Raw genomic sequence first — 24,875 nt, forward strand, 5'->3', positions numbered from 1 at the left:
GGGTCCCCCCGGTCGGCGTCGCGGTGCCGGCCGCTCGCCCGAGGAGCGCCATGCAGCCTGCCGACGCCGCCCCGGCCGCCGCCGAGCCACCCACCGACGCGTCGGATGCGACGCCGGTGCTGGGCGCGGCCGGCAACGCCCGGCCCGGCGCGGCCCCCGTCCCGCCGCCCCGTTCGGTGCCGGCCCAGGAGACCGTCCCGGCCGAGGTCGACGACGCTCGGCGGGCGGTCTCAGGCGATGCCGCGCCGGCCGATGCCGCGCCGGCAGCCACCGCCGCCGGGTTGACCGAGCGGGAACAGGCGATCCTCGCCTTCGAGCAGCAGTGGTGGCGGCACGCCGGCGCGAAGGAACAGGCCATCCGGGACGCCTTCGGCCTTTCTGCCACCCGCTACTACCAACTGCTCAACGGACTGCTCGACAACCCGGCCGCGCTCTCCGCCGAGCCGGTGCTGATCGGCCGGCTACGCCGGCTGCGTTCCTCCCGCGCCCGCAACCGCCGCCGCTAGAGCCCCGTCCGAGGGCCGCGCAGGCCGCCCGACCGGTCCTGGTGTCGCGCCGCATCCGCGCTGTCCGGCACACCCGTGCCCGGTCCTTCCGATGTCGCCGCCGTCGGCGGGTCTGCCGCCCCCGGCCTCACTCGGCAGCCTCGTCCGGTGTCGCCGCCACTGGCGGGTCTGCCGTCCACGGCGACAGTCGGCGGCCTCGTCCCGTGTCGCCGCCGGTCGTCCCGTGCCATCCGCCGACGCCCGGCTGGTCAGAGGCGCGTTGCCTGGTCGGATCCGGTCTCACCGAATGGCACCGCCGGTCCGCGACGAACGAATGTCGCGGGACCGGGCGGGTAGGCGGATGGCGTCCCGGGCCACCCCGTGGCTTGGGGCTGAGGAAGGGAGTGCACGATGACGGCGATCAACCAGAGCAGACCGCCGACTGGCACCGAGCAGGCCCGTGAGCAGGCCTCCCGGGTCGGGCACCAGACCGCACAGGCCGGTGGCCAGGTGGGTCACGTCGCGGCCGAACAGGGCCGGCAGGTGGCCGATCAGGCGCGCGACCAGGCCCGGCACCTGACCGGCGAAGCTGCCTCGCAGCTGCGCGAGCAGGCCCGGTCCCAGCAGCACCGGGCGGCGGACGGGCTGCGGAGCCTCGGTACCGAGCTCGGCTCGGTGGCCGACCGCAGTGACTCCGCCCTGACCGGTGAGGCCGTCCGTCGGGCGGCGGGCGCCGCACAGCGGGCCGCCGGATGGCTCGACGAACGCGAGCCAGGCGAGATGCTGAGCGACGTGCGCGACTACGCTCGCCAGCACCCGGGCAGGTTCCTCGCCGGTGCGGCGGTGGCCGGTCTGCTGTTCGGACGGTTCACCCGGAACATGGCCACCGGGAACGGTAAGCACCCCGGCGCCCAGATGAACCAGCGCCAGATGGGGCAGCAGGGCCAGCGGATGGCGGCCGGCCCCGGCGAGCGGACGGCCGAGGCGCCGTACACCGCGGAAGGGCCCTACTCCGGCACGGCCCGGGCGCGGAACGTGTCGCCCGACGGCCGGCGAGGCCCGGACATCCCCGGTGGGGTGGCACCGTGAGCGCCCCGGAGAAGGAACGCACCCAGTCGGTCGGCGACCTGATGGGTGACGTGAGTCGCAACATGTCCACGTTGTTCCGTCAGGAGATCCAACTCGCCAAGACGGAACTGCGCGAGGAGGCGACCCAGGCCGGCAAGGCCGGCGGCATGTTCGGTGGCGCGGCGCTGGCCGGGTTCCTGACCGTGCTGTTCGTCTCCTACGCCGCCTGGTGGGGTCTGTCCAACGTGATGGACCAGGGCTGGGCCGCGCTGATCGTGGCGGCTTTCTGGGCCGTGGTCACGGCGATCCTGGCCGTGACCGGGCGGAACAGGCTGCGTGAGTTCAAGGGCGTGCTGCCCAGGACTCAGCAGACCGCACGGCAGATACCGGACGCGATGCGGGGCCGGTGACCCCGAGCCGCGAGGGAGCAGACGATGTCGAGTGATTCGGATCGGATCCGACAACAGATCGAGTACACCCGGAGCGAGTTGAGCAGTGACGTCGACGCGCTGACCGACAAGGTCAACCCGCGGAGGATCGCCGGTGACCGCGTTGGGCAGGCCCGTGGGACGCTTGCCCGGGCTAAGGAGAAGGTGATGGGTACCTCAGGACATATGAGCGACAGGGCCGGACAGATGACCGACCGGGCCGGGCAGCGGATGTCCCAGGCCACCGGCTCTGTGCAGCACGCGGGCAACGAGGCCGGCCAGCGCATGTCGCACGCCGCCGGTTCGGTGCGCGACGAGGCGCGCTCGCTGGGGCAGCAGTCCCAGCAGCAGATGCAGGGCAACCCGTTGGCCGCGGGGATCATCGCCTTCGGCGCCGGGCTGCTGGTCTCCGCGCTGATCCCGCCCAGCCGCCAGGAGCAGCAGTGGGCCGGGCAGGCCAAGGGCATGGTCAACCAGCACTCCGACGAGCTGCGCGGGATGGCCAGCCGGGCCGGCCACGAGCTTCGCGACAACATGCGCGAGCCGGCGCAGCAGGCAGCCCGGTCGGTGGGTTCCACCGCCGTGAAGGGTGCGGCCAACGTCGGAAGCCAGGGCCGGTCCGCCGCCCAGCAGGTGAGCGGGCAGGCGCAGGAGGCTGTCGGTGAGCTCCGGCACCGCTGAGCCGGTACGGGCGGTGGGGCGGGCTCCGCTGATGCGGGTCCGCTCCGCCTCTGCCCCGGCACCCGGGCGGGACGTGAACGAGGACGTGGTCTTCCGGTTCGGCCCGCTGGTCGGCGTGCTGGACGGCGCCACCGTTCCGGCGGGCTTCGACACCGGCTGCGTGCACGGTCCGGAGTGGTACGTCCGGCACCTCGCCGCCCGGATCGGGCTGGCCGAGGCGGCCCGCCCGGCGGCGAACCTGATGAGCAACCTCGCGGCGGCCATCCTCGGGGTGCGGGCCGACCACGGCGGCCAGTGCGACCTGGATCATCCGGGCACCCCGTCGAGCACGGTCTGCCTGCTCCGCGAGGGCGGTGACCAGGTCGACTACCTGGTGCTCTGCGACAGCCCTCTGGTGTTGGACGCCGGCGGTCAGGTCACCGTCGTCGCCGACGACCGCCTCGACACCGCGATGGCCGAGCTGCGAAGCACTGCCTCGTTGCTGCCGGCGGGGACCGCCGACCGGGCCACCCGGTTCAGGCAGGCTGTGACGGTGCAGCGGGAGTGGATGAACCAGACCCACGGTTACTGGGTGGCCGCCGCCGACCCGGACGCGGCGTACCACGCGGTGGCCGGTTCGGTGCCGGTGCGCGGGCCGGGCGCGCTGCGCCGGGCACTGCTGCTCTCCGACGGCGCGTCCAGCGCGGTCGAGGAGTTCGGGCTGGTCGACTGGGCTGGGCTGCTGGACGTGGTGACCACGGAGGGGCCGGGCGCGCTGATCGACCGGGTCCGGACCGCGGAGCGCGACCTGCCGGATCGGCTGCGCCGGCACAAGCGCTCGGACGACGCCTCGGTGGTGCTCTGCGAGTTCGACCCGCACGACAGCGGAGCGTGAGGCGGCCCCCACGCCGCCCGACCGGCCGGTACCTGTCGACGGACCGCCAGTCACCGCTGGATGGGGTGGACTTCTCCCGGTAGGGCCGGCAGACTGCGGCACGTGGCGGGTACGGTCCGGTTGGAGCCGGTGGACGAGCGGAACCTCGAGCCGTTGCTCTCCGTAGCGGCCGCGGAGGCGGAGCCGGGTGACGTGATGCCCCCGGTGGAGGCCCCGGCCGGTTGGTCGCTCGCCCGCCGGGAGGCCTTCCGCGAATACCACCGGGCCAGCTTCGGCGGGCTGACCGGCCCGACCCGGACCCAGATGTACGCGATCCTGGCCGGCGGCGAGGTGGTCGGCATGGTCCGGATGACCCGCTGCGACGAGCCGGGCACGGTGGAGACCGGGATGTGGCTCGGTCGGTCGGCGCGCGGCCAGGGCATCGGCGGCGCCGCGCTGCGGGAACTGCTCAACGAGGCGGCCGCGGCCGGCATGCACGCCGTGGTGGCGGAGACCACCCGGGACAACGCTGGTGCCCTCTCGGTGCTGGAAAAAAGCGGCGCCAAATTGCGTGAGGACGGCGACAAGGTGCGCGCGGAAATCTGTCTGGATTCGACGCCGCCCGCCCGCTGATCCGGTTAGCGCTTTCTTTCCTGCTCTCTCCCCACCGCGACCGAACTGCGGTTACGTGCTTTCGTGTCCCGTTTGTCTCGTCCGGCGCTGCCTTTCTGAATTCGTCTGTCCGCGCTTTCCCCGGAAATTGTGAATGCGGTTTCGCGGCTATGCCGCTGGGTACTGCCCGCCGGGTCCGCCATTACGGGACGCCTGATTGAAGGTCCCGCTCGCGTCGATCGACGGGCCCTCTTTCGGCCCCGACCGCAGCAGGCGTCCGGACCGCGGGGGAGCGAAGGAGAACTGATGAACAGCGGAACACGAATTGGACTGGCAGTGGGCGTCGGCTACCTGGTGGGTCGACGCCGCAAACTGCGTACCGCACTCGCCCTGGCCGCCGCGGTTGCCGCCGGCCGGGCCAGCCGGGAGCCGGGCGGGTTGTGGCAGCGGGGCACGGACCTGTTGCAGTCGTCCCCCCACCTGGCCCACCTCGGCCGCCTCGGTGGCCCGCTCGCCGTGGCGGGCAAGGCGGCGGCGACGGCCGCGGCCGGCAACGGGATCGACGCGCTCAGCGGCAAGCTGCGCGGGTCGGCGGACTCGTTGCGCCGCCGCACCGTCGACATCACCGAGCAGGTGACGGGCGGCCCCCACTCCGACGGCGAGGCCGAGCGGTCCTCGCGGGCGGACGCGGGTGAGCCCGCCGGCCAGCGGCGGGGGCGGTGACCGTGGCTTCCAGCGCGGGATCACGGGAACTGGTCGACAAGCTTCGTGGCCAGCTCGCCGACGACGTGAAGAGCCTCGCCGGAGCGCTCGGTGAGCGGGCCGTCGCGGCGGTGACCGAACGGATGACCGGTGCGACCGGCCGGCTCGGCGAGTACGCCAAGCAGGGCGGTGGCCCCGGACTGATCGCCGCCGCCACCGGCGCGCAGCGACTGGCCGAGGGCGACTCCCCGGTGAAAGCGATGTTCCATGCCGGGGTGGCCGGCAGCAAGGAGAAGGTGATGTCGGCGCTCGGCAGGCGAAAGGGGGGCGCCGGCGGCGGCCGGAAGCTCAAGGTGACCAACATCGTCGAGACGATCGAGGTCGGCGTGCCGATCCGGGTCGCCTACAACCAGTGGACCCAGTTCGGCGACTTCCCGAGCTTCATGAAGAAGGTCGAGAACGTCGACACCCAGTCCGACGAGAAGCTGAACTGGAAGGCGCAGATCTTCTGGTCGCACCGCAGCTGGGAGTCGACCATCGTCCGGCAGATCCCGGACCGGCTCATCCACTGGCGTTCCAAGGGCGAGAAGGGCTCGGTCGACGGCACGGTCAGCTTCCATGAGGTGACCGGCGACCTGACCCGGATCCTGGTCGTGCTCGAGTACCACCCGCAGGGCCTCTTCGAGCACACCGGGAACCTCTGGCGGGCTCAGGGGCGACGGGTCCGGTTGGAGCTCAAGCACTTCGTCCGGCACGTGATGACGCAGACCGTCCTCGACCCGGACTCGGTGCAGGGCTGGCGCGGTGAGATCGAGGACTCAAAGGTCGTCCGGGACCACGACACCGCGGTCCGGGAGGAGCAGGAGAGCGCCCGGCGGGAACCCGAGGAGCAGGAGCGACGGGCGCCCGGCGGCGGCAGGCAACGCGCCGAGGAGGAGCCCGCCGAGGAGGAGCAGGCCGAGGAGCAGCCGCGCCGGGAGCGGGCCCGACCGGTGGCCCGCCGGCGGCCGGCCCGCCGCCGCCCGGCGGACGAGGAGTACGAGTACGAGGACGAGTACGACGAGGCGTACGAGGAGGAGCCCGAGGAGCCGGAAGCTCCGGAGGAGCCCCGCCCGGCGCGCCGGCGGGTCGCGGAGCGGGCCCGTCGCCCGCGTGCCACCGAGGAGCCGGAGCCGCGGCCCCGGCGGACGCCGGAACCGCCGCGCCGTCCGGTGGTACGTCGTCGTCGAGAGGAGCGGGACGAATGACCGTGGCAACCACCGGCGGTTCGGCCGGCAGTGCGCTGGAGCGCAGTGGGTCGTCGTCGGGCCTGGCCGACGTGGTGGAGACCGTGCTCGACAAGGGCGTGGTGATCGACGCCCAGGTCTCCGTCGCGGTGGTCGGGATCCAGCTGCTGGAGATCAACGCTCGGGTGGTGGTGGCGAGCGTCGAGACGTACCTGCGGTTCGCCGAGGCGGTGGACCGGCTCGACATCACCCCCCGGAAGCAGAAGGGGCTACCCGACCTCGTCGAGGGGGCATCCGGGGCGCTCGGCGCCGGAAAGGCGGTGTCCGGGCTCGGCAAGACCGTCGGGGCGCTCGGCGGCGCTGTCCGCGACGCCGTCGGCGACCTCGGCGCGGACCGCGAGCGGGACCGGGACCGACCCCGGCGTCGCCGTCGGGACGAGGAGCGCTGAGATGGCCGACACGACAGGATTGTTCATCTACGGCATCGTGCCGTCCGACGTGGAGCCGACCCCGGATGCCTCCGGGGTCGGCGACCCGCCGGGCGAGGTGACCGTCGTCCGGCGCGGCGACGTGGCCGCCCTGGTCAGCGAGGTACCGCTGGAGGCGGCGCTCGGCAGGCCTGCGGACCTCACCGCCTACCAGGCCCTGCTCGACGGGACCGCCCCGGTGGCCCCGGTGCTGCCGGTGCGCTTCGGCACCGTGGTCACCGGGGAGGACGCGGTCGGCGACTTGCTGGACGCGCACCACGACCGCTTCGCCTCCGCCCTCGACGAGCTGGAGGGGTTGGTCCAGTACGTCGTGCACGGTCGCTACGACGAGCCGGCGCTGATCGCTGCGGTGCTGGAGCAGAACCCGGCCGCCGCCGACCTGGCCGACCAGGTACGCGGCCGCCCGGAGGAGGTGAGCCGGGAACAGCGCATCCGGCTCGGCGAGATGATCAGCCAGGCGGTGGAGCTGCGCCGGGAGGCGGAGAACCGGGAACTGCTCGACCGGCTGAAGCCGTTCGCCGTGTCGAGCCTGCCCCGGCAGCCGAGCAACGAACTGGACGCGGTGAACGCCGCCTTCCTGGTCGACGCCGACCGGGAGGACCAGTTCGTGGACACCGTCGAGGAGTTCGCCGAGCAGCGCCGCGGGCTGGCCCGGATGCGGCTGCTCGGCCCGCTCGCCCCGTACGACTTCGTCAGCGCCCACGAGCTGGCGGGCTGAGGCGGATGGACATCCTCGGGACGCTGCTGACCCTGCCGTACGCCCCGGTCCGCGGCCTGACCGCGGTGGTCAAGGTGATCGCCCGGGAGGCGGAGTCGCAGCTGTACAACCCGGCCAACATCCGCCGGGAACTGGAAGCGTTGGACGCGGCGGCCGCCGCGGGCGAGCTGACCGCCGAGGAGCGGGACCAGCGGCAGCAGCAGGTGCTGGCCCGGCTGACCGGCGGTACCGCCCGCCCGGCGGCCACCACCGGCTCGCCCGAACCGGGACCGGCCACGGCCGACGCCGGGCCGGCCCGGAACGACGGCCCGGCGGGAGGCACCGGGCGTGCCGGGGCCGGGACGCGGCGCGGGGCGGTGGTCCGGCGGCGTGGCGACGAGCCACGGGACCGGTCTCGGACCGCACGGCCGGACGCGGAGCGGAACGGGCGGTCCGGTGGGCGAGGGCGGCGCGGCGAAGCAGGAGGAGGTGTACGCGATGACGGATCTGATCCGCGGCGACGGCGACCGGACACGCCGGCGTGAACCCGAGCCGGAGGACGACTGGGCCGACGACGAGGAGTACGTCGAGCCCTTGTCGGCGGCCGAGGCGGCCCGTGAGGGGCTGCGCCAGGTCGTCGAGCTGACCGGCCGGGAACCGGTCGGCACCACCTCGCTGCGGGCGGTCCAGGACGGTTGGGTGGTCGGTGTGGAAGTGGTCGAGGACCGGCGGATCCCCGCGTCGACCGATCTGCTCGGCCTCTACGAGGTGGAACTCGACCTCGACGGTGTGCTGCTCGGCTACCGGCGGGTGCGGCGCTACCAGCGAGGGAAGGGTGAGGTGGGCTGAGATGACGAGTGTCCCGTCGGTAGTGCAGAACTCCGGCCAGGTGCTGCCGGCCGGACATGAGCCGGCCAATCTCGGCGACATCCTGGAACGGGTGCTCGACCGGGGGATCGTGATCGCCGGCGACATCCGGGTGAGCCTGCTCGACATCGAGCTGCTGACGCTGAAGCTGCGACTGGTCATCGCCTCGGTCGACACCGCCCGGCAGATCGGCATCGACTGGTGGGAGCACGATCCGTGGCTCAGCTCCCGGGCCCGCCCACCGGTGGAGCCCGGCCCCCGCGATCCGGAGCAGGTCGAGGCAGAACGCCGTCCCCGGGTCGCCGCCCGGGCGCAGCGACGGGACACGGGACGGGAGGAGTGGGATGAGTTCGACGGTTGACGCGGCCGGCCCGCCGGGGCGTACCGGCGGGGACGCCGGCCGCTGGCTGCACGGCGTGGTCCGGGAGACCGATCTGGGACTGCTGGGCGCGATCACCGGGATGGCCGGCGAGCCGGTCCGTCCGGTCCGGGCGGCGGGCCTGGTGGCTGTGGTGAGCGACGTGCCGCTGACCGAGTACGGCGAGGAGGCGCTGCGTCGCAACCTGGAGGATCTGGTCTGGCTGGAACGCGCGGCCCGGGCACACCACCGGGTGGTCGACGCCCTGACCCGCAGCGGCGCCGTGGTGCCGGCCCGGCTGGCCACCGTGCACCACGACGACGTGCGGGTCGCCGCCTCGCTCACCGAGCGCCGCGCCGAACTGGTCACCCTGCTCGACCGGCTCAGTGGCCGCGGAGAGTGGGGCGTCAAGGGGTACGTCGTGCCGGGCGCGACGCCCCGGGCCGAGCAGACCGCCGGCCCGGGTGGGGCCGGCGCGGCGTACCTGCGTCGACGCCGGGCCCAGCTCACCGCCCGCGAGGACGGGCAGCGGGCCGCCGACTCCGCCGCGGCGGCGGTGCACGAGGCGCTCGCCCGGCACGCGGTGGCCGCCCGGCGACACGCGCCGCAGGATCGCCGGCTCTCCGGGGCACCCACCGCCATGGCGCTCAACGGCGCGTACCTGGTGGACGCGGGGGCGCTGGCCGGCTTCGCCGGGCTGGTGGAGGCGCTCGGCACACGTCATCCCGAGCTGCGGCTGGAGCTGACCGGCCCGTGGCCGCCGTACTCCTTCGTGGCGGAACGGTCGGCGGAGCCGGCGCTGACCGTGCGGGAGCCGGCGTGACCGGCCGGGCGCGGCGGTCGGCACGATGACCACCTCGCTCGCCCCGAACAGCGCGGACGATCCGCTGGCCTATCGGCCGGTCGCCCTGGTCGACCTGCTCGACCGGGTGCTGGCCACCGGCGTGGTGGTCAGCGGCGACATCACCCTCGCCATCGCCGACGTGGACCTGGTGCGCATCTCGCTGCGTGCCCTGATCGCCTCGGTCGGTGCGCTCGCCCCACCCGAGCCGGGCGACCTGCCGTCGGCGGGCGCGCCGATCGAGCCGGTCGTGGACCTCGCATGACCGCCCCGGACGAGGTAGCGGGGTCCGGCCGGGACGGGGCAGCTGGAGCCGGCCGGGACGAGGCGGCCGAGCTGGCCGCCGCGCTGGACGCGCCAGAGTGGCGTCCGCCCCAGGTGACCCCGCTGGACCGGCGGCTCACGGTGGACCGCGACTCCGTCGAGCGGGGACTGGCCAGCCTGGTGCTCACCGTGGTCGAGCTGCTCCGCCAGCTGATGGAGCGCCAAGCGCTGCGCCGGGTCGAGTTGGGCGACCTCACCGAGGAGCAGATCGAGCGGATCGGCGTGACGCTGATGGCGCTGGAGGAGCAGATGGTCGGGTTGCGCGAGCACTTCGGCCTGGCCCCGGAGGACCTGAACCTCGACCTCGGTCCCCTCGGCCCCCTCCTACCCACCGACTGACCCCGCACTCCGGGCTCGTCCCGTTGATCATGACTTATTGCCAGCGACACGCCGTCCGGCGGGCAGTAACTTCATGATCAACCGGGGGTCGCGGGTAGGGGCAGGGGTCAGGGCTGGCGGGCCTGGGCGTAGGCGGCGAGCCAGGCTACCTGGGCCGGGTCGAGGGAGGGGCGGACCCGTTGGCGGGCCGCCGTGACGTGGGCGGCGGTGACCGTGGAGGCGGTCAGCGACTCGCGCATCGCGGCCAGCGCCGCCTCCCGGACCAGCGCCGCGCAGTCCGCCGCCGAGAAGCCGTCCAGCTCGCCGCCGAGCCCGGGCAGGTCCACGTCCGGCGCCAGCGGCACGTTGCGGGCGGCGGCCCGCAGGATCTCGGCCCGGGCCGCCGCGTCCGGCGGCGGCACGTAGACCAACCGCTCCAGCCGTCCCGGCCGCAGCAACGCCGGGTCGACCAGGTCAGGCCGGTTGGTCGCGCCGACCACCACCACGTTGCGCAGCGCCTCCACCCCGTCGAGCTCGGTGAGCAGCGCGGCGACCACCCGGTCGGTCGTACCGCCGTCGGAGGCCTGGCCACGGACCGGCGCGAGGGCGTCCACCTCGTCGAGGAAGATCAGGGTGGGGGCGGCCTCGCGGGCCCGGCGGAACAGCTCGCGGACCGCGCGTTCGCTCTCGCCGACCCACTTGGAGAGCAGCTCGGCGCCCTTCACCGAGAGCACGTTCGCCCGCCCCGAGCCGGCCAGCGCGGTGACCAGGTAGGTCTTTCCGCAGCCGGGCGGGCCGTAGAGCAGCACCCCGCGCGGCGGCTGCACGCCGAGCCGCGCGAAGGTGTCCGGGTAGGTCAGCGGCCAGAGCACCGACTCGGTCAGCGTCTGCTTCACCTCGGTCAGGTCGCCCACGTCGTCGAGGGTCACCGTGGCCAGCTCCAGCGTGGACGCGGCCATCGTGGTCGGCCGGACCACCTCCAGCGCGGCCGTGAAGTCGGCCATCGCCACGGTCGGGTTCTCGGCGGACTTCTGCCGCAGCGCCGCCCGTACCCCGGCCTCGCGGACCAGCGCGGCCAGGTCGGCGGCGACGAACCCCGGGGTCCGGCCGGAGATCTCGTCGAGCCGGACGTCCTCGGCGAGCGGAACCTGACGGGTGAGCACGGTCAGCTGGTCCCGGCGCAGCGCCGGGTCGGGCAGTGGGATGCTGATCCGCAGGGAGAGCAGGTCCGGGGCGCGCAGCGCCGGATCGACCGCCTCCGGCCGACCGGTGGTGCAGATCACCGCCGCTCCGGCCTGCACCGTCTCGGCCAGCAGCTGGCGGAAGACGGTGGCCACCGGGCCCGGTCCGTCCGCCGGCGCGAGCGCCTCGACGTCGGTGACCAGCAGCACCGCCGGGCCGTTGTCCCGGACCGCGGCGCCGGCCGCGTGCAGCCGCTCCGCGGCGGCCTGGTTGGTCAGCGACGCCACCTCCGGCGCCCAGAGGGCGCAGACCCGGGCACCGACCTGCGCGGAGACCGCGCGTACCAGGGCCGACTTTCCGGAGCCGGCCGGCCCGGCGATCAGGACGCCGAGCGAGACCCTGGTGCCGAGCCGGCCCAGCACCTCCCGGTGGTGGAAGCCCAGGTCGAGCAGTTCGGTCAGCTCCTCGGCCTGGGTCCGCAGCCCGGGCAGCTCGTCGACGGCCGGCGCATCCGCCGGCACGGCCGCCTCGACCGCGCCGGCGTCGGCGGCCGTCGCCCTGACGCCACCGTTGCGGCGTGCGGCCCGGGTGAGGGTGCCGCCGGAACCGGTGCCCGCGCCCGTCGGGCCGACCCCGGCCGCGGCGCCGTGGGTGACCGGCCCGTGCTCCCAGCCGACCAGGGTGTCCATGGTGACCAGCGCCCCGCCGGCCGGCTCCGCACCGACCACCGTGAGCAGGGTGCTGGTCCAGGCGTAGCCGACCGTGTTCGCCAGGCTGCGCCGGGCCGCCTCGACCAGGCTGCGGACCGAGGCGTCCGGCAGCACGTCCTGGGGCAGCAGGGAGACGTCGTCGCCGGCGGTGACCACCTTGCCGAGCAGTGCCAGCCGGAGCATCTCCGGACTCACCGCCGCGACGATCTCCACCGGCCCGGCCAGGGTGACCCGGCTGGCCGCGACCACCGGAACCGGGCTCACCGTCACCTGACCACCGTCGCGGACGCCGAGGTTGCCCAGCACCAGGTCGTCGGCGTAGAGCAGCGCGGTGCTCGCGCCCGACTCGGCCGCCGCCACGATGCCGGCGGTCACCCGCCGGCCGGCCAGCCGGACCGGGTCGCCGGGGCGCAGCCCCAGCGCGGTGAGCACCTCCGGATGCAGCCGGACGACGCCACGGCGGGCGTCCAGCGCCGCCGGCCGCAGGCTCGCGGTCAGGGTCAACTCGGGGTGCGCCACCGCCCGACCCTAGCCTCCGGCCGCCCGCGCCGTCCGGTCAGCGCTGCTGGTCGTGGTCGCTGAGCAGCGACGGGTCGCGGCGGATCAGCTCCGCCAGCCGGGCCGCCGGGTCCGGGGCTGGGCCGCGCTGGCCGGGCGCCCACCCGGGCACGGTCTTGACCGACATCGGCCAGGCCGGCGGGGGCAGGCCCGGCTCCGCGCCGACGGTCACCTCGCCGCCGGTCCAGGCGACCCGCAGCGGGTACGTCCGCCCGCCCAGCTCCACCTGGACGCTCACCGCCAGCCCGGGATGCCCGGCCACCACCCGGCGCAGCGCCTCGGCGACCTCCTGGACCGGGTCGTCGTCCACGGCTGCGTCGCTCTCCAGCCGGTGCGCGCCCGCCTCCCGGCCGGGGGACCCGGTCGGCTCGGCGGCTCGCCGGCGCAGCGCGTCCTCGCGCCGGGCCATCCGGGCCAGTGTCTCGTCCAACCCATCTCTCATCACGACCACCCCTTCGAGGAAACGGGTCTGACCGCCGAGGAGTTCAGGCCTCCCTGTTCCGGGTGGCCCGCGCCAGCGCCCGGTCCAGGACGACCAGCAGGGCGTCCCGCACCGAGAGACGGTCCCGGGCGTCGAACTGCACCAGCGGCACGTGGTCGCCGATCGCCAGCGCCCACCGGATCGAGTCGAGATCCAGCGCCAGCCGTCCGTCGAAGGCGTTGACCCCGACCACGAAGGGCAACCCCGCCTGCTCGAAGTAGTCGATCGCCGGATAACAGTCGTCCAGCCGGGAGCTGTCCACCACCACCAGCGCGCCGAGCGCACCCCGGGCCAGGTCGTCCCACATGAAGCCGAACCGCGACTGCCCCGGCGTGCCGAAGAGGTAGAGCTTCAGGCTGCGGTCGATGGTGACGCAGCCGAAGTCCATCGCCACCGTGGTGGTGGTCTTCGCCGAGCGCGCCCCGGGGTCGTCGATGCCGATCCCGGCGCTGGTCATCACCGCCTCGGTGGTGAGCGGTGCGATCTCGGAGATCGCACCGACCGTGGTGGTCTTGCCGACCCCGAACCCACCGGCGATGAGGATCTTGACCGGCACCGGCGGGGCGTCGACCCGCCCGGTCCGGCGCGCCCCCGGCGCGGCCTCGGAGCGCGCCCCCGCTGACGCGTCCGTCGTGTCGGTCGGGCGGTAGGGCGGTGGTGGGGTCGGCGGGTGCACGGGGCGCGCCGCCGCCGCCCCGGCGCCGCCCGGCATGCCGTACCGGGTGGCGGCGCTGTTCGCGGCGAGCCCGCCGAGCGGGGCGACCGGCCATTCAGGAGATCGCACGGAGTCCATCAATCACTCGCAGGATCAGATCGGGATCGGAGGCGCCGTCGCGGTGTTCGAGGTGCACCTCGAGGTGGCCGGCGGCGCGCAGGTCGCCGACCAGGACCCGGGTGACGCCGAAGTGCAGCCGGGTCCGGGCCGAGATCTCCGCCACGGAGATCGGTTCGTCGCAGAGGGCGATGATCGCCTGGAGCTCCGGTGCCAGCAGGGCGACCGGTGCGCCCGACCAGACCTCCGCGGCGGCGGTCACCTGGGTCTCCAGGCTGATCGCCGGGTCCGTGCCGTCCACCCGTCCGGCGGTCAGCACGAACGGGCGGGGGCCGGCCGGTCCGTCCTCCCCGGGGTGCGGGTCGGCCGCCGGCGTGCGCAAACCCGGTGCGGGCGGTTCGTGCAGGTAGGGGCGGATGCGGACCCCTGGTTCCGGGTCCGGCCCCGCACCGGCGACCTCGGCGGTCATTGCTGGGCGGCGTTCTTCAGCTCGGCGATGAGTCGCGGGGTGAGCGCGGCGCCGGCACGCCCGGCGAAGAGGGTCATCTCGTACGCGACCGTGCCCAGGTTGGCCGACCGGTCGGCGACCACACCGAGTACCGAACCGCTGCTGATCGCGCTGATCAGCAGGTACCCGTCGGCCATGTCGACGATCACCCGGTTCACCCCGCCCAGCGCGTACCAGCTGGCGGCGCCGCCGGCCAGGCTGGTCATGCCGGAGACCACCGCGGCGAGCCGCTCGGCATTCGACCGGTCCCGGATCGCGGACATGGCCATCAGCAGCCCGTCCGAGGAGACCGCGATCGCCTCCAGCACGCCGGCGGTGCTCGAGGTGAAGGAGTCCAGCAGCCAGTTGAACGTGCGGGCCTCGGGGCTGAGGTCCCCGGTGGGGGCGGGGCTGGACGGCTGGTCGACGTTGTCGTGCAGAAAGGAACTGGTCACCGTGTTGATCCCTCTTCGTTGCGACGGTCTGGACTGACTTCGCGCAGCGCCCGGGCGACGCCCGCCTCGAACTCGGTGATGAGGTCGCGGACCTCGGCCGGGTCGCCCGGGTGCGGGCTGACCGGCTGCCGGGCCGGCGAGTTGGCGAGGTTCGCTCCGGGCACCCGCCGGTTCAGCCGCGGCCGCTCCGGCAGGACGTCCGGGTCGAGCCGGGGGCCGGGCCCCGGCTGGCTCAGCTCGGCCCGGCGTACCCCGGACTCGACCGCCTCGACCAGGGCGCGAACCTCGGCCGGATCGGCCTCGGCGCCGGGCGCCGGCGCGCCCGGCGGGCGGCTCGGCGTCAGGTTCGTTCCCGGCACCCGCTGCCGGATGCCCGCCCCGGCGACCGTCGGCCGGCCACCGGCGGCGGGTCCGACCGGCCGGCGCGGCAGGCCGGCCGGGGTGGTGCCGGCCGGCGGCGTCGGCACCGGACCCGTCGGCACCGGACCCGTCGTCGGCGGGGATGCCGGCACGGCGTCGGTCGGCGCGGTGATCTCCAGGTACGCGATGGCACCGGCGGGCGTCGGCTCCGCGCCGGCGCCGAAGGCGTCCCACGACTCGCCGGACGCCATGCTCCGGGCGGCCCGGGTCAGCACGCCCGGGTCGACTCCGGACGGTGGCGGCTGCTCCGCCGGTAGCGCCGCCGGGGGACTGCCCGCCGGGCTTGTGGCTCGGCGTTCCCGGGCCGGGACGGTGGCCCGGGCCACCGTCGCGCCGGACCGCTCGGTGCGCCGGAGCACCAGCGAGGTCTGCGGGACCTCCAGCCGGGCGGTCACCCCGCCGCCGCTGGTCGGGGCGAGGTTCACCGCCCACCCGTGCCGCCGGGCCAGTCGGCCCACCACGAAGAGCCCGAGCACCTCGGTCGGGGCGAGGTCCAGCCGTTCCCGGCGGGTCAGCCGGGCGTTCTCCTCGGCCAGCCGCTCCTGCGTCATGCCGATGCCCTGGTCGGTCACCGTGATCCGGGCGCCGGCGCCGGTCCGCTCGGCGCTCACCACCACGCGGGTGTGCGGCGGTGAGAAGACAGTGGCGTTCTCCATCAGCTCGGCCAGCGCCAGGACCAGGTCGCCGACGGTCGCCGGCGCCGCCGCGAGCTCCGCCGGCACCCGCACGTCCACCCGGGTGTAGTCCTCGATCTCGCCGAGCGCCAGGCGGACCACGTCGGCCAGCGGCACCGGCGCCACGTACGCGTCCGCGCCGGGCGAGCCGGAGAGCACCACCAGGCTGCCGGCGTTGCGCCGCAACCGGCTGGAGACGTGGTCGAGCCGGTACAGGTCCTCCAGCCGGCCCGGGTCGGTCTCCCGCTGTTCCAGCCGGTCGATCAGGGCGATCTGCCGGCCGACCAGGTTCTGCGTCCGCCGGCCCACATGGCCGAACATCTGCGCGACGTTGCGCCGCCCGGCCACCTGCCGTTCGACCAGCCGGGCCGCGGTGGTCTGCACCCGCTCGAACGCCCGGGCCAGGTCGCCGATCTCGTCCCGGGCCCGGACGTCGACCGGATCGAGCCGGACCGGCGGCGCGCTCTCCGACTCGTCGTCGGCGACCCGGACCAGCTCGGCCTCGGCGACCCGGGCGACCCGGTCGGCCGAGCGGGTGAGCCGGGTCAGCGGGCGGGCGACCGTCCGGGCCACCGCCGCGCTGAGCAGCAGCACCACCGCCAGGATCAGCGCGGGCACGCCGGCGACCAGGTATGCGGCGGTGAGCGCCCGCCGCTGCTCGCCGGTCACCTCGGCGAGCACGTCCGCCACGATCTTCTTCTCGATGAACTGACCGAGGGTGATCATCGAGCGGGCCGACGGGAAGAGGGCCGCCAACGGCACGTTGCGGATCGCGCCGGTCGGGTTGACCGCGCCGGTGCTGAGGAAGTCCGCGCTGGTCCGAGCGGCCACCGCGGCGTCGTTCAGCTCGGTGAGTTCGCGCTGCTCAGCGGTGATCAGGCTGCGGAACCGCACGCTGTCCACCCGGAGGGCGGCCATGCAGGCGACGAAGCCGGCGTCGACCGTCTGGTCGTCGGTCGCCTTCACCAGCACGATCAGGGTGGCGCAGCTGCCCAGCCCCTCGTCGGCGCGGAGCAGCGCGTCCAGGGCCAGCACCTGACGACCGGCGGCGGTGTCGGTGTCCACGCTGAACGCCAACCGCAGCGAGTCGATCAACGCCAGGTCGACCGGCCCGTACGCGTCCATCACCTGGCCCGGGTTCGCCGTGCCGGCCAGCACCGCGGTGCGCACGTCGGTCAGTGCGCGTACGCCGGTGAGCGCGTCGGCGACCCGCGTCGGCAGCGGCTCGTTCCCACCGGCCCGCAGGTCCGCCACCCGGTCGTCCACCGTGGCCGCCTTGCGCACCAGTTCGGCCCGGCTCACCTGACCGAGCAGCAGGCCGACCGAGAGGATCCGCTCCTGCTGGAGGTCCTGCACCAGCGTGCCGATCCGGCTGGCGAGCCGGACCCGGTCGGCGATGTCGCCGGCCCGTTGCGCGACGGCCACCCGGTCCAGGACCACCGGGACGGCGAGGCCGACCATGCTGATCAGCGGGATGACCACGAGCAGCGCGAGCTTGCCGCGGATCCGGAGCCTAGCGAGCAGCATCGACCGGTCCCCGCCGCGCGGCCTCCGGGTCGCCGCCCTGACCGGTCACCTGCGCCGGCCACGGCTCCTCGCTCGGCGGTCCGCCCGGTCCGGGCCGGGGCGGCCAGGGTGGGCCCGCGGGCTCCACGTCCGCCAGTCGCGCCCGGCGTGCCTCGACGGCCCGCCGCCGCGCCCGACGGGCGGCGGCGAGCAGCACCCCGGCGAGCACGGCCAGCAGGAGGACGGCCAGCCCGGCCGCCCCGATCAGCAGCCACCGGTCCCGGTCCATCCCGTCGACCCGGTCGGTGAGCAGCGCATCGAGTTCCGCCAGGATGACCGGCTGGAGCTGCTCGGCGGCGGCGTGCGCGTTGAGCCGGGCGCCGGCGACCGGCGCCGGATCGATCACGCCGGTGCTGGTGGGGCCGGAGGCGGCGGCCAGCGCCTCGACGGCCCGCTGATAGGTGTCCAGCGGGGTCAGCACGGTGCCGCCCAGGTCGGTGCTCTCCGAGCTGTCCACCGCCGCGCGCAGGTCGTCGACCAGTTCGCCGGCGGGCGCGAGCGCGCCCACCCGCAGCGCGGCCAACTCGGCCAGCGTCCGGCTCCGGTCGTCGGCGTCCCGGCGGGTGGCGAGCGTGGCGAGGTCGGCGAGCCGGCCGGCCGCGACCATCGCCGCCGGCAGTTCCCGACCGGCGGCGTCCTGGAGGAAGAACGAGTCGGCCTCCGGGTCGCGGACCAGCCCGGAGCTTTCCCGGACCTTGCGGTGCAGGTCCAGCAGCAGGTCGGTGACCTCGCCGTACGCCGCGAAGGCGGCCTCGGGGTCGGTGGGACTCCGGTCGCGCAGCGCCTCCAGCTTGGCCCGCAGCCCGGCCCAACGCTCCTGGCTGCGCAGCTCGGGACCGATCCGGGCGTCCACCGTGGCGGCCCGTTCGACCGCGCCGGTCAGTGCCGCGCCGGACGCCGGCCGGCCGGCGACCGCGGCGGACTGGGCGTCGACCAGGGCGGCGGTGACCGGGCCGAGCGCCTGCAGGTACTCGATCCCGAGTCGTTCCCGGACGGCCAGACTCCGGTCGTCGTCGGTGAGCCGCCAGGTCTGCTGGAACAGCACGCTCATCGGCGCCAGCAGCGCCACGACGAGCAGCAGCGGCAACACGCGGCCGGCCGACCGGCGACGGGCTCGTGGCGCGGGGACGGTCATGGTCTGTCTCCTGCGGCGAGGAACGGGGAGGGGTGGTGGTGGCGGGGTCGGGCCCGGGGTGGCCGGAGCAGTCCCATGTACCGGACCGGAAAAGTAACCGAATGGCCTGCTCGCGATCCCGCCGACGATCGGTCAGCTATGCGTCACTTCGAGCGATGTCACTGTTCGTCCGTCTCGTCGGCACGGTGGGTACCGCCCGACGGAGTGACATGCATGGATCGAAGCCGATTTACTGTGGATGTTCGGAATTCACGGGATCCGAATTCGTCCCGCTGAGATCCGTTGGATCATGGGCGGTCGCACCGCTCCGGACGCCGGTCGGAGCAACCGGACGGACGTACGGCGGATCTCAGCCAACGCTCAGGATCCGGCCCGTAGCGTGTGCCGCATGAGATCGCCGTTGTCGGTCGCCCGGATGCGGCGTGCCCTCCCCACCGGCCGTCGCGCCGTCGCGTTGGCGGCCGTTGCCGTGCTGCTGGTCGCCGCCGTGGTCTGGGCGGTACGGCCAAACGGGCCCGAGGTTCGTACCGAGGCCGCCGTGCTGACCGTGCGATCCGGACCGGACGGCCAGCAGCCGGTCGACCTGGACACCACGCTCTACCTGCCGGCGGACGCCTCGGCCGGGCACCAGGTCCCCGCGGTGCTGCTGGCGCATGGCTTCGGCGGTACGAAGGAGTCGGTGCGCGCCGACGCCGAGGAGTTCGCCGGCCGCGGGTACGCCGTGCTCACCTGGACCGCGCGTGGCTTCGGCCGCAGCGGCGGCGAGATCCACCTGGACCACCCCGACTACGAGGTGCGCGACGCTTCTCGGCTGCTGGACTGGCTCGCCGCCCGCCCGGAGATCCGCGCCGACGCCGACGGGGATCCGCAGGTCGGCGTGGTCGGAGGCTCGTACGGCGGCGGGCTCGCCCTGCTGCTCGCCGCGCAGGACAAGCGGGTCGACGCGATCGTCCCGATGATCACGTGGAACGACCTGGCCCGGAGCTTCCTGCCGGAGAGCACCGGCGGCCCGGCCACCGCGGGCGTGTTCAAGAAGGGCTGGGCCGGCCTGTTCTTCGGCGGCGGGGGCAACGTCGGTTCGGGGCCGGCCGGGCTCTCCGGGGTGACCGCGGCCCAGCCGCAGGGGGCCCCGGCGTCCGCCGGGCCGCCCAGCCCCGGCCCCGGCGAGGGCCCGGGCACCGGCCCGGGACGCGCGCCGACGGGCGCCGCGGATCCGTCCTGCGGCCGGTTCGCCGCCGACGTCTGCGCCGCGTACCTGCGGATCGCCACCACCGGGCGGGCCGACCAGGCCGCCGTCGACCTGCTGAGCCGGTCCAGCCCCGCCGGGGTGCTCGACCGGATCACGGCGCCCACCCTGCTGGTGCAGGGGGAGGCGGACACCCTCTTCCCGCTCACCGAGGCGGACGCCAACGCGCGGGGCATCGCGGCCACCGGCACCCCGGTCCGGGTCGCCTGGTTCACCGGCGGCCACGACGGCGGCGAGGGGCCGAAGACCGATTCCGACCGGGTGCGGTTCCTGACCGTGCAGTGGCTGGACCACTACGTCAAGGGCGAGGGGGCGGCCCCCGGCGACGACTTCACCTGGTCGCGGATCGCCGGCTTCGACGCGCTGGACCGCGGCCTGGTGGCCACCGGCTACCGGACCACCGACTACCCGGGCACCGGCGGGGACGACCGCACAACTGTCGCGGTGACCGGGCCGGAGCAGCAGATCGCGAACCCGCCGAACGGCAACCCGGCGGCCATCTCCTCGGTGCCCTTCGCCGGCGCGCTCTCCTCGCTGCTCGACGGGGTGGCCGGGGACGTGCCCGGCCAGCACGCCCGGTTCGAGTCTGCGCCGCTGGCGGAGGCGGTGGACGTGGTCGGAGCGCCGACCGTGTCGGTCCGTGCCGCGTCGCCGACCGGCGAGGCGGTGCTCTTCGTGAAGCTCTACGACGTGGACCCGAACGGCGCGGCCACCCTGCCGAACGGTCTGGTCGCCCCGGTGCGTCTCACCGGCCTGCCGACCCGGATCGCCGACGCCCAGCCGGTGACGGTGACCCTGCCGGCGATCGTCCGCCGGGTCGAGGCCGGGCATCGGCTGCGGGTGGTGGTGGCCACGTCGGACCAGTCGTACACCTCGCCGGCCGAGCCGACCGTCTACACCGTGGCGGCCGGTGACGCGCCGGTCGCCCTGCCCACCGTGGCCGGCGACCCGATCCCCACCGCGGCCGCCGTCTGGCGCTGGGTGCTGGTCGGGCTGCTCGCCGCGATCGTGGTCGGGCTCGTCGTGGTCGTCGCCGTGGTCCGCCGCCGGCACCGCCGCCAGGACAGCTCCGTGCATCCGGCGTACGCGGACGTCCCGCTCGCCGTGCGCCAACTTCGCAAGGAGTACGCGGACGGCTTCGTCGCGGTCTCCAACGTGGACTTCGAGGTGCATCCCGGCCAGGTGGTCGGCCTGCTCGGCCCGAACGGCGCCGGCAAGACCACCACGCTGCGCGTGCTGATGGGGCTCACCCAGCCCACCGCGGGCGAGATCTACGTCTTCGGCCACCGACTGGTGCCCGGCTCGCCGGTGCTCTCCCGGATCGGCGCGCTGGTCGAGGGGCCCGGCTTCCTGCCGCACCTGAGCGGCCTGGAGAACCTGCGGGCGTACTGGTCGGCCACCGGGCGGCCGCTGGCCGACGCGCACTTCGACGAGGCGCTGGAGATCGCCGGTCTGGGCGACTCGGTGCACCGGAAGATCAAGACCTACAGCCACGGCATGAAGCAGCGGCTCGCCATCGCCCAGGCCATGCTCGGCCTGCCCGAGCTGCTGGTGCTCGACGAGCCGACCGACGGTCTCGACCCGCCGCAGATCGCCGAGATGCGCCGGGTGCTCCAGCGGTACGCCACCGACGGCCGGGCGGTGCTGGTCTCCAGCCACCTGCTGGCCGAGGTGGAGCAGGCCTGCACCCACGCCGTGGTGGTGAACAAGGGGCGGATCGTGGCCTCCGGGCCGGTCGAGGAGATCGTCGGCGAGTCGCCGAGCGTGCTCTTCGACGTCACCGACCCGGTTGCGGCGCGGGACGTGCTGAGCCGACTGGCCGGGGTCCGGGTGCTGCCGGAGGGCGATGGCCAACTGGTGGTGGACACCAACGGCACCGCGCGCAGCGAGGTGGTGGCCGAGCTGGTCCGGGCCGGGATCGGAGTGGACCGGGTGGTGCCGCGGCGCCGCCTGGAGGACGCGTTCCTCGCCCTGGTGGGCGAGACCTCTCGGGGAAGCGGGGACCGGTGATGGGGACTTCCATGGTGGGCGCGGCGTCGGGCTACCGGCCGTCGGCGACGCTGCCGTTCGCCGCGGAGTTCCGTCGGCAGGCGGCCCGGCGGCGTACCCAGCTGGCGCTCGGGTTCATGGTGCTGCTGCCGTTGATCATCCTGATCGCGTTCCAGTTCAACTCGAACGACGACGACAACGGCGGCGGCGAGTTCGGCAGCCTGATCGAGCTCGCCACCTCGGGCGGGCTGAACTTCACCCTCTTCACCATCTTCGTCTCGGCGTCGTTCCTGCTGGTCGTGGTGGTGGCGCTCTTCTTCGGCGACACGGTGGCCAGCGAGGCGAGCTGGGGCAGCCTGCGCTATCTGCTCGCCGTGCCGGTGCCCCGGGCTCGGCTGCTCACGGTGAAGCTGCTGGTCGCGCTCGCGTACTCGGGGTTGGCGCTGCTGCTGCTCGCCGGCACCGCGCTGCTCGCCGGGACGTTGCGCTATGGCTGGTCGCCGCTGCGCAGCACGGTCGCCGCCGAGCTGCCGGCGGGGGAGGGGCTGCTGCGCCTGCTGGCCGTGCTCGGCTACCTGGCGATCGTCCTGCTGGTCGTGGCCGGCCTGGCGTTCCTGCTCTCGGTCACCACGGACGCCGCGCTCGGCGCGGTCGGCGGTGCGGTGCTGCTCTGGATCCTCTCCAGCATCCTGGACCAGATCACCGCGCTCGGCGCGGTGCGCGCCTTCCTGCCCACCCATTTCAGCACCGCCTGGCTGGGCCTGCTCTCCACGCCGGTGCAGACCGACGACGTGGTCCGCGGCACCATTTCGGCGGTGAGCTACGCGACCCTGTTCTGGGCGTTGGCCTACTGGCGCTTCACCCGCAAGGACGTGACCTCATAGCCGGCTGTCCGGCGTCGCGGCGATCGAGGGCGCTCCGCTCGGCGCGGTCGGGGCCGGTGGCTGCGCCGGTGTGGTCGGCTCGGCGGCCTTCCAGGCGCTGACCCCGATCCGGCCGGTGTTGCCCAGGTCGATCGGGCCGTCTGGGTCGACGGACTGGGCGGGCTGGCCGGCGGCGGGCGCGACCTCCAGGTACTCGCCGTCGCTGGCGTCGACCGTCGAGTCGGTGACGGTGTTGCGCCAGAGCACGGTGGCGTGGGCCCGCTCACCCGGGTTGAGGGTCAGCTGCCCGGGTGGCGCGTCGAAGCCGGTGGTGATCTCCCGGGCGCCGGCGACCGTCCGGAGCGGGATCGCTGCCCGCTGCTCGTCCAGCACACGCAGCACCGGATAGCCCTTGAGCAGGTAGGGCGTGCTGCCGCAGTTCGTCAGATCCAGGCCGAGCGCCCGCAGGCCCATCGCGGCGTCCGACCCGGTGGAGGTGATCAGGACGCCCGACTCCGGGCACCGGCCGGCCGCATCGGGCGTCGGCGCGGGCGAGGTCTCCGCGGCCCGGCTGGCCGGTCCGCTCCCCGGCATGCAGGCGCCGAGCAGCACGGCCCCGACGAGCGGCAGGCCAGCGAGCAGGAGACGAAGGTGTGCCGGTCGGGGTCTCACCGCTGCATCCTCCCAAGATCAGCCGGCCGGTATCCGTCCGGGTGCGGCCGGTGGTCCGGTCGCACGCTGTCGAACTGCCCCAGATATGGACCGGCCCAGATATGGGGCAGGTCGACAGGACTCGCGGGCCAACCGCCGGCACGGGTTGCGGCCTGCGGCGGACCGGTTCAGGCCCGCTCGTCGGGTGCGACGCCGCGGGTGAGGACGGCGTCGAGCAGGCCGGGGTAGAGGCGGTCCAGTTCGTCGCGGCGCAGGCGGACGTAGCGGCTGGTGCCGGCGGCCCGGGTGCGGGTCAGGCCGGCCTCGCGCAGCACCTTCAGGTGATGGCTGCGGGTGGCCTTGGAGACGCCGAACTCGAAGCTGCCGCAGGCCTGCTCGCCGCCCTCGGCGAGCGCCCGCACGATCTGTAGGCGTACGTCGTCGGCGAGCGCCCCCAGCACCGCGGTGACCGGCACCTCGCGCAACTCGGGTTCGTGCAGCTCCATGTGAGCAGTGTAACCCTTGTTCGACAATATTCGAACAAGCTCCTAGGGTCGGGATCGTTGGTTCGAAGATACTCGAACATAGGAGCTGAGCATGCGCTCTCGCGCCGCCGCCTTCCCGCTGCTCGCCGTGCTGAGCTGGGGAGTGATGTTCCCCGTCCTGGCCAGCGCGCTGACCCGGGTCGACCCGCTCAACCTGACCACCGCCCGCTACCTCTTCGCCGCCGTGATCCTGCTCGCCCTGCTGCTGCTCCGCGAGGGCGTGGCCGGGCTGCGCTCCGGCGGCCGGGGTGTCGAGGTGGCGGTGCTCGGCGTGGTCGGCTTCGCCGGCTTCAACCTGCTCACCAACCTGGCGTTGGAGCACGCCGCGCCGCAGCAGATCTCCCTCTTCGTGGCCACCACGCCGCTGGTCACCCAGCTGGTCCGCTGGGTCCGCGACGGCGTACGCCCACGGCCCGCCCTGCTGGCCCTCTCCCTGGTCGCGCTCCTCGGTGTCGGCCTGGTGATCACCCGCGGCAGCCTCGCCGGGCTCGGTCAGTTCGGTCTCGGCGGTCTCATGATGATCGGCGCGGTCGTCGGTTGGGCGATCTACACGCACGGGGCCGGCCGGTTCGGCGCGTGGTCACCGCTGCGCTACACCACGCTGACCGCGCTCGCCGGCACGCTCTTCATGCTCGCCGCGAGCGCCGTCGCCGACCTCGCCGGGTGGCAGCACGCGCCGACCGGCGCGGACCTCGTCGCGGTCGCGCCGCAGTTGGCGTACGCCGTGATCGTGGCCGCGGTGATCGCGGTGCTGGCCTGGAACACCGGCGTGCAGCGGCTCGGCTCTGCGAACGCCGCGCTCTTCATGAACCTCGTGCCGGTGACCACGTTCGTGGTGCAGATCGCCCGCGGCTACCGACCCGGCCCGTTCGAGCTGGCCGGCGCGGCGCTGACCATCGCGTCCCTGGTCGCGGCCAACCTGGTCACCCGGGCCCGGGTACGGGCCACACCGCCCGCCGACCGGCCGGCGGCGGTCTCGGACCCCGTCGCGGTGGTCGACCCGGTGGCGATGGTCGCGCGCTAGACCGCCGGCTGCGGATGGTGGACACGGTCGGCCGGCAGAACGCGGCAGAGTCGACGCTCGCGAAGTTCGTGGTGGAGAACGGTCAGCCCGGCGCCCACCGGGTGTGACGGCGGCTCACACCGTGGGACGACGGGCTGGACGGCCGGCGGCCCGGCCGTAGACTCGATCG

Annotated in this window: 27 protein-coding genes and 1 pseudogene; 19 read left to right on the forward strand and 9 right to left on the reverse strand. The window is 74.5% G+C overall.

What is annotated here, in order from left to right:
• Positions 1-50: 50 nt before the first annotated feature.
• From AB0C04_RS18765 to AB0C04_RS18840, 16 genes and pseudogenes are all read left to right on the forward strand, one after another.
• Positions 51-506, forward strand: a complete 456-nt coding sequence (locus tag AB0C04_RS18765) for a DUF3263 domain-containing protein (RefSeq protein WP_357055896.1) — start codon at positions 51-53, stop codon at positions 504-506.
• A gap of 390 nt (positions 507-896) precedes the next feature.
• A complete protein-coding gene (locus tag AB0C04_RS18770; protein WP_357055899.1) occupies positions 897-1,574 on the forward strand; it encodes a hypothetical protein in 678 nt (225 codons plus the stop codon).
• Positions 1,571-1,963, forward strand: a complete 393-nt coding sequence (locus AB0C04_RS18775) for a phage holin family protein (RefSeq protein ID WP_357055902.1) — start codon at positions 1,571-1,573, stop codon at positions 1,961-1,963. The genes AB0C04_RS18770 and AB0C04_RS18775 overlap by 4 nt, the downstream gene beginning before the upstream one ends.
• Before the next feature lie 24 nt (positions 1,964-1,987).
• Positions 1,988-2,662, forward strand: coding sequence for a DUF3618 domain-containing protein (locus AB0C04_RS18780; RefSeq protein WP_357055905.1), 675 nt, complete (start codon positions 1,988-1,990; stop codon positions 2,660-2,662).
• Positions 2,643-3,536 (forward strand): hypothetical protein, encoded by an 894-nt coding sequence (locus AB0C04_RS18785; RefSeq protein WP_357055908.1) that lies wholly within the window; start codon positions 2,643-2,645, stop codon positions 3,534-3,536. Before AB0C04_RS18780 ends, AB0C04_RS18785 begins: the two co-directional genes overlap by 20 nt.
• Positions 3,537-3,638: 102 nt before the next feature.
• Entirely contained in the window at positions 3,639-4,148 is a 510-nt protein-coding gene (locus tag AB0C04_RS18790; RefSeq protein ID WP_357055911.1) for a GNAT family N-acetyltransferase, read from the forward strand.
• 285 nt (positions 4,149-4,433) lie between these two features.
• Complete coding sequence (locus tag AB0C04_RS18795) at positions 4,434-4,850, forward strand: hypothetical protein (protein ID WP_357055914.1); 417 nt, start codon at positions 4,434-4,436, stop codon at positions 4,848-4,850.
• A gap of 2 nt (positions 4,851-4,852) precedes the next feature.
• The gene (locus tag AB0C04_RS18800; protein WP_357055918.1) at positions 4,853-6,076 is read left to right on the forward strand and encodes an SRPBCC family protein; all 1,224 of its coding nucleotides are present in this window, start codon (positions 4,853-4,855) and stop codon (positions 6,074-6,076) included.
• Positions 6,073-6,288: pseudogene (gene gvpJ / locus AB0C04_RS18805) on the forward strand (gas vesicle protein GvpJ); the annotation flags it as partial. The gene AB0C04_RS18800 and the pseudogene gvpJ, both read left to right, overlap by 4 nt.
• 217 nt (positions 6,289-6,505) lie before the next feature.
• Entirely contained in the window at positions 6,506-7,261 is a 756-nt protein-coding gene (locus AB0C04_RS18810; protein WP_357055921.1) for a GvpL/GvpF family gas vesicle protein, read from the forward strand.
• A gap of 5 nt (positions 7,262-7,266) precedes the next feature.
• Entirely contained in the window at positions 7,267-7,785 is a 519-nt protein-coding gene (locus AB0C04_RS18815) for a gas vesicle protein GvpG (RefSeq protein WP_357055924.1), read from the forward strand.
• Positions 7,739-8,089 (forward strand): gas vesicle protein GvpO, encoded by a 351-nt coding sequence (gene gvpO / locus AB0C04_RS18820; protein WP_357055927.1) that lies wholly within the window; start codon positions 7,739-7,741, stop codon positions 8,087-8,089. The genes AB0C04_RS18815 and gvpO overlap by 47 nt, the downstream gene beginning before the upstream one ends.
• 1 nt (position 8,090) lies before the next feature.
• Positions 8,091-8,468: a gas vesicle protein gene (locus tag AB0C04_RS18825; RefSeq protein WP_357055930.1), complete on the forward strand. Its 378-nt coding sequence runs from the start codon at positions 8,091-8,093 to the stop codon at positions 8,466-8,468.
• Positions 8,452-9,288 (forward strand): GvpL/GvpF family gas vesicle protein, encoded by an 837-nt coding sequence (locus AB0C04_RS18830; protein WP_357055933.1) that lies wholly within the window; start codon positions 8,452-8,454, stop codon positions 9,286-9,288. The genes AB0C04_RS18825 and AB0C04_RS18830 overlap by 17 nt, the downstream gene beginning before the upstream one ends.
• A gap of 25 nt (positions 9,289-9,313) precedes the next feature.
• A complete protein-coding gene (locus AB0C04_RS18835; RefSeq protein ID WP_357055936.1) occupies positions 9,314-9,571 on the forward strand; it encodes a gas vesicle protein in 258 nt (85 codons plus the stop codon).
• On the forward strand, positions 9,568-9,969 hold the full coding sequence (locus AB0C04_RS18840) for a gas vesicle protein K (protein WP_357055939.1): 402 nt from the start codon (positions 9,568-9,570) through the stop codon (positions 9,967-9,969). Before AB0C04_RS18835 ends, AB0C04_RS18840 begins: the two co-directional genes overlap by 4 nt.
• 107 nt (positions 9,970-10,076) lie before the next feature.
• Here the strand turns inward: AB0C04_RS18840 and AB0C04_RS18845 are convergent, their stop codons facing one another.
• Genes AB0C04_RS18845 through AB0C04_RS18875 form a run of 7 tightly spaced genes read right to left on the reverse strand, consistent with a single transcriptional unit; the run spans position 10,077 to position 18,388 of the window.
• Positions 10,077-12,359: an AAA family ATPase gene (locus AB0C04_RS18845; protein WP_357055942.1), complete on the reverse strand. Its 2,283-nt coding sequence runs from the start codon at positions 12,357-12,359 to the stop codon at positions 10,077-10,079.
• Between the two features lie 37 nt (positions 12,360-12,396).
• The gene (locus AB0C04_RS18850; protein ID WP_357055945.1) at positions 12,397-12,840 is read right to left on the reverse strand and encodes a hypothetical protein; all 444 of its coding nucleotides are present in this window, start codon (positions 12,838-12,840) and stop codon (positions 12,397-12,399) included.
• A gap of 43 nt (positions 12,841-12,883) precedes the next feature.
• Positions 12,884-13,672, reverse strand: coding sequence for an ATP/GTP-binding protein (locus AB0C04_RS18855; protein WP_357055948.1), 789 nt, complete (start codon positions 13,670-13,672; stop codon positions 12,884-12,886).
• Positions 13,650-14,120: a DUF742 domain-containing protein gene (locus tag AB0C04_RS18860; protein ID WP_357055951.1), complete on the reverse strand. Its 471-nt coding sequence runs from the start codon at positions 14,118-14,120 to the stop codon at positions 13,650-13,652. Before AB0C04_RS18860 ends, AB0C04_RS18855 begins: the two co-directional genes overlap by 23 nt.
• Complete coding sequence (locus tag AB0C04_RS18865; protein ID WP_350873431.1) at positions 14,117-14,593, reverse strand: roadblock/LC7 domain-containing protein; 477 nt, start codon at positions 14,591-14,593, stop codon at positions 14,117-14,119. Before AB0C04_RS18865 ends, AB0C04_RS18860 begins: the two co-directional genes overlap by 4 nt.
• A complete protein-coding gene (locus AB0C04_RS18870) occupies positions 14,590-17,214 on the reverse strand; it encodes a nitrate- and nitrite sensing domain-containing protein (protein WP_357055955.1) in 2,625 nt (874 codons plus the stop codon). The genes AB0C04_RS18865 and AB0C04_RS18870 overlap by 4 nt, the downstream gene beginning before the upstream one ends.
• On the reverse strand, positions 17,201-18,388 hold the full coding sequence (locus tag AB0C04_RS18875) for a hypothetical protein (RefSeq protein ID WP_357055957.1): 1,188 nt from the start codon (positions 18,386-18,388) through the stop codon (positions 17,201-17,203). Before AB0C04_RS18875 ends, AB0C04_RS18870 begins: the two co-directional genes overlap by 14 nt.
• A gap of 388 nt (positions 18,389-18,776) precedes the next feature.
• On the opposite strand from AB0C04_RS18875, the gene AB0C04_RS18880 reads away from it, so the two are divergent.
• The gene (locus AB0C04_RS18880) at positions 18,777-21,644 is read left to right on the forward strand and encodes an alpha/beta fold hydrolase (protein WP_357055960.1); all 2,868 of its coding nucleotides are present in this window, start codon (positions 18,777-18,779) and stop codon (positions 21,642-21,644) included.
• The gene (locus AB0C04_RS18885) at positions 21,644-22,507 is read left to right on the forward strand and encodes an ABC transporter permease subunit (protein ID WP_350873427.1); all 864 of its coding nucleotides are present in this window, start codon (positions 21,644-21,646) and stop codon (positions 22,505-22,507) included. Before AB0C04_RS18880 ends, AB0C04_RS18885 begins: the two co-directional genes overlap by 1 nt.
• Here AB0C04_RS18885 and AB0C04_RS18890 read toward each other — a convergent pair.
• Together AB0C04_RS18890 and AB0C04_RS18895 are read right to left on the reverse strand one after the other, a co-directional pair.
• Positions 22,502-23,158 (reverse strand): DUF4232 domain-containing protein, encoded by a 657-nt coding sequence (locus tag AB0C04_RS18890; RefSeq protein WP_357055965.1) that lies wholly within the window; start codon positions 23,156-23,158, stop codon positions 22,502-22,504. The two genes, AB0C04_RS18885 and AB0C04_RS18890, sit on opposite strands and share 6 nt — an antisense overlap.
• Before the next feature lie 167 nt (positions 23,159-23,325).
• Complete coding sequence (locus tag AB0C04_RS18895) at positions 23,326-23,643, reverse strand: metalloregulator ArsR/SmtB family transcription factor (protein WP_357055968.1); 318 nt, start codon at positions 23,641-23,643, stop codon at positions 23,326-23,328.
• Positions 23,644-23,734: 91 nt separating this feature from the next.
• Here AB0C04_RS18895 and AB0C04_RS18900 point away from each other — a divergent pair, with 91 nt between their 5' ends.
• Entirely contained in the window at positions 23,735-24,706 is a 972-nt protein-coding gene (locus tag AB0C04_RS18900) for a DMT family transporter (protein WP_357055971.1), read from the forward strand.
• Positions 24,707-24,875: the final 169 nt, after the last annotated feature.

Source organism: Micromonospora sp. NPDC048909 (genome assembly GCF_040649635.1).
Lineage (GTDB): Bacteria > Actinomycetota > Actinomycetes > Mycobacteriales > Micromonosporaceae > Micromonospora.

What these genes read in the sequence shown, in the direction of transcription:
- AB0C04_RS18810 (WP_357055921.1), top strand. Translation starts at nt 6,506, where the DNA reads ATGGCCGACACGACAGGATTGTTCATCTACGGCATCGTGCCGTCCGAC.
- AB0C04_RS18885 (WP_350873427.1), top strand. Translation starts at nt 21,644, where the DNA reads ATGGGGACTTCCATGGTGGGCGCGGCGTCGGGCTACCGGCCGTCGGCG.
- AB0C04_RS18830 (WP_357055933.1), top strand. Translation starts at nt 8,452, where the DNA reads ATGAGTTCGACGGTTGACGCGGCCGGCCCGCCGGGGCGTACCGGCGGG.
- AB0C04_RS18900 (WP_357055971.1), top strand. Translation starts at nt 23,735, where the DNA reads ATGCGCTCTCGCGCCGCCGCCTTCCCGCTGCTCGCCGTGCTGAGCTGG.
- AB0C04_RS18850 (WP_357055945.1), bottom strand. Translation starts at nt 12,840, where the DNA reads ATGAGAGATGGGTTGGACGAGACACTGGCCCGGATGGCCCGGCGCGAG.
- gvpO (WP_357055927.1), top strand. Translation starts at nt 7,739, where the DNA reads ATGACGGATCTGATCCGCGGCGACGGCGACCGGACACGCCGGCGTGAA.
- AB0C04_RS18815 (WP_357055924.1), top strand. Translation starts at nt 7,267, where the DNA reads ATGGACATCCTCGGGACGCTGCTGACCCTGCCGTACGCCCCGGTCCGC.
- AB0C04_RS18860 (WP_357055951.1), bottom strand. Translation starts at nt 14,120, where the DNA reads ATGACCGCCGAGGTCGCCGGTGCGGGGCCGGACCCGGAACCAGGGGTC.
- AB0C04_RS18780 (WP_357055905.1), top strand. Translation starts at nt 1,988, where the DNA reads ATGTCGAGTGATTCGGATCGGATCCGACAACAGATCGAGTACACCCGG.
- AB0C04_RS18855 (WP_357055948.1), bottom strand. Translation starts at nt 13,672, where the DNA reads ATGGACTCCGTGCGATCTCCTGAATGGCCGGTCGCCCCGCTCGGCGGG.
- AB0C04_RS18875 (WP_357055957.1), bottom strand. Translation starts at nt 18,388, where the DNA reads ATGACCGTCCCCGCGCCACGAGCCCGTCGCCGGTCGGCCGGCCGCGTG.
- AB0C04_RS18870 (WP_357055955.1), bottom strand. Translation starts at nt 17,214, where the DNA reads ATGCTGCTCGCTAGGCTCCGGATCCGCGGCAAGCTCGCGCTGCTCGTG.
- AB0C04_RS18765 (WP_357055896.1), top strand. Translation starts at nt 51, where the DNA reads ATGCAGCCTGCCGACGCCGCCCCGGCCGCCGCCGAGCCACCCACCGAC.
- AB0C04_RS18835 (WP_357055936.1), top strand. Translation starts at nt 9,314, where the DNA reads ATGACCACCTCGCTCGCCCCGAACAGCGCGGACGATCCGCTGGCCTAT.
- AB0C04_RS18840 (WP_357055939.1), top strand. Translation starts at nt 9,568, where the DNA reads ATGACCGCCCCGGACGAGGTAGCGGGGTCCGGCCGGGACGGGGCAGCT.
- AB0C04_RS18895 (WP_357055968.1), bottom strand. Translation starts at nt 23,643, where the DNA reads ATGGAGCTGCACGAACCCGAGTTGCGCGAGGTGCCGGTCACCGCGGTG.
- AB0C04_RS18770 (WP_357055899.1), top strand. Translation starts at nt 897, where the DNA reads ATGACGGCGATCAACCAGAGCAGACCGCCGACTGGCACCGAGCAGGCC.
- AB0C04_RS18825 (WP_357055930.1), top strand. Translation starts at nt 8,091, where the DNA reads ATGACGAGTGTCCCGTCGGTAGTGCAGAACTCCGGCCAGGTGCTGCCG.
- AB0C04_RS18880 (WP_357055960.1), top strand. Translation starts at nt 18,777, where the DNA reads ATGAGATCGCCGTTGTCGGTCGCCCGGATGCGGCGTGCCCTCCCCACC.
- AB0C04_RS18795 (WP_357055914.1), top strand. Translation starts at nt 4,434, where the DNA reads ATGAACAGCGGAACACGAATTGGACTGGCAGTGGGCGTCGGCTACCTG.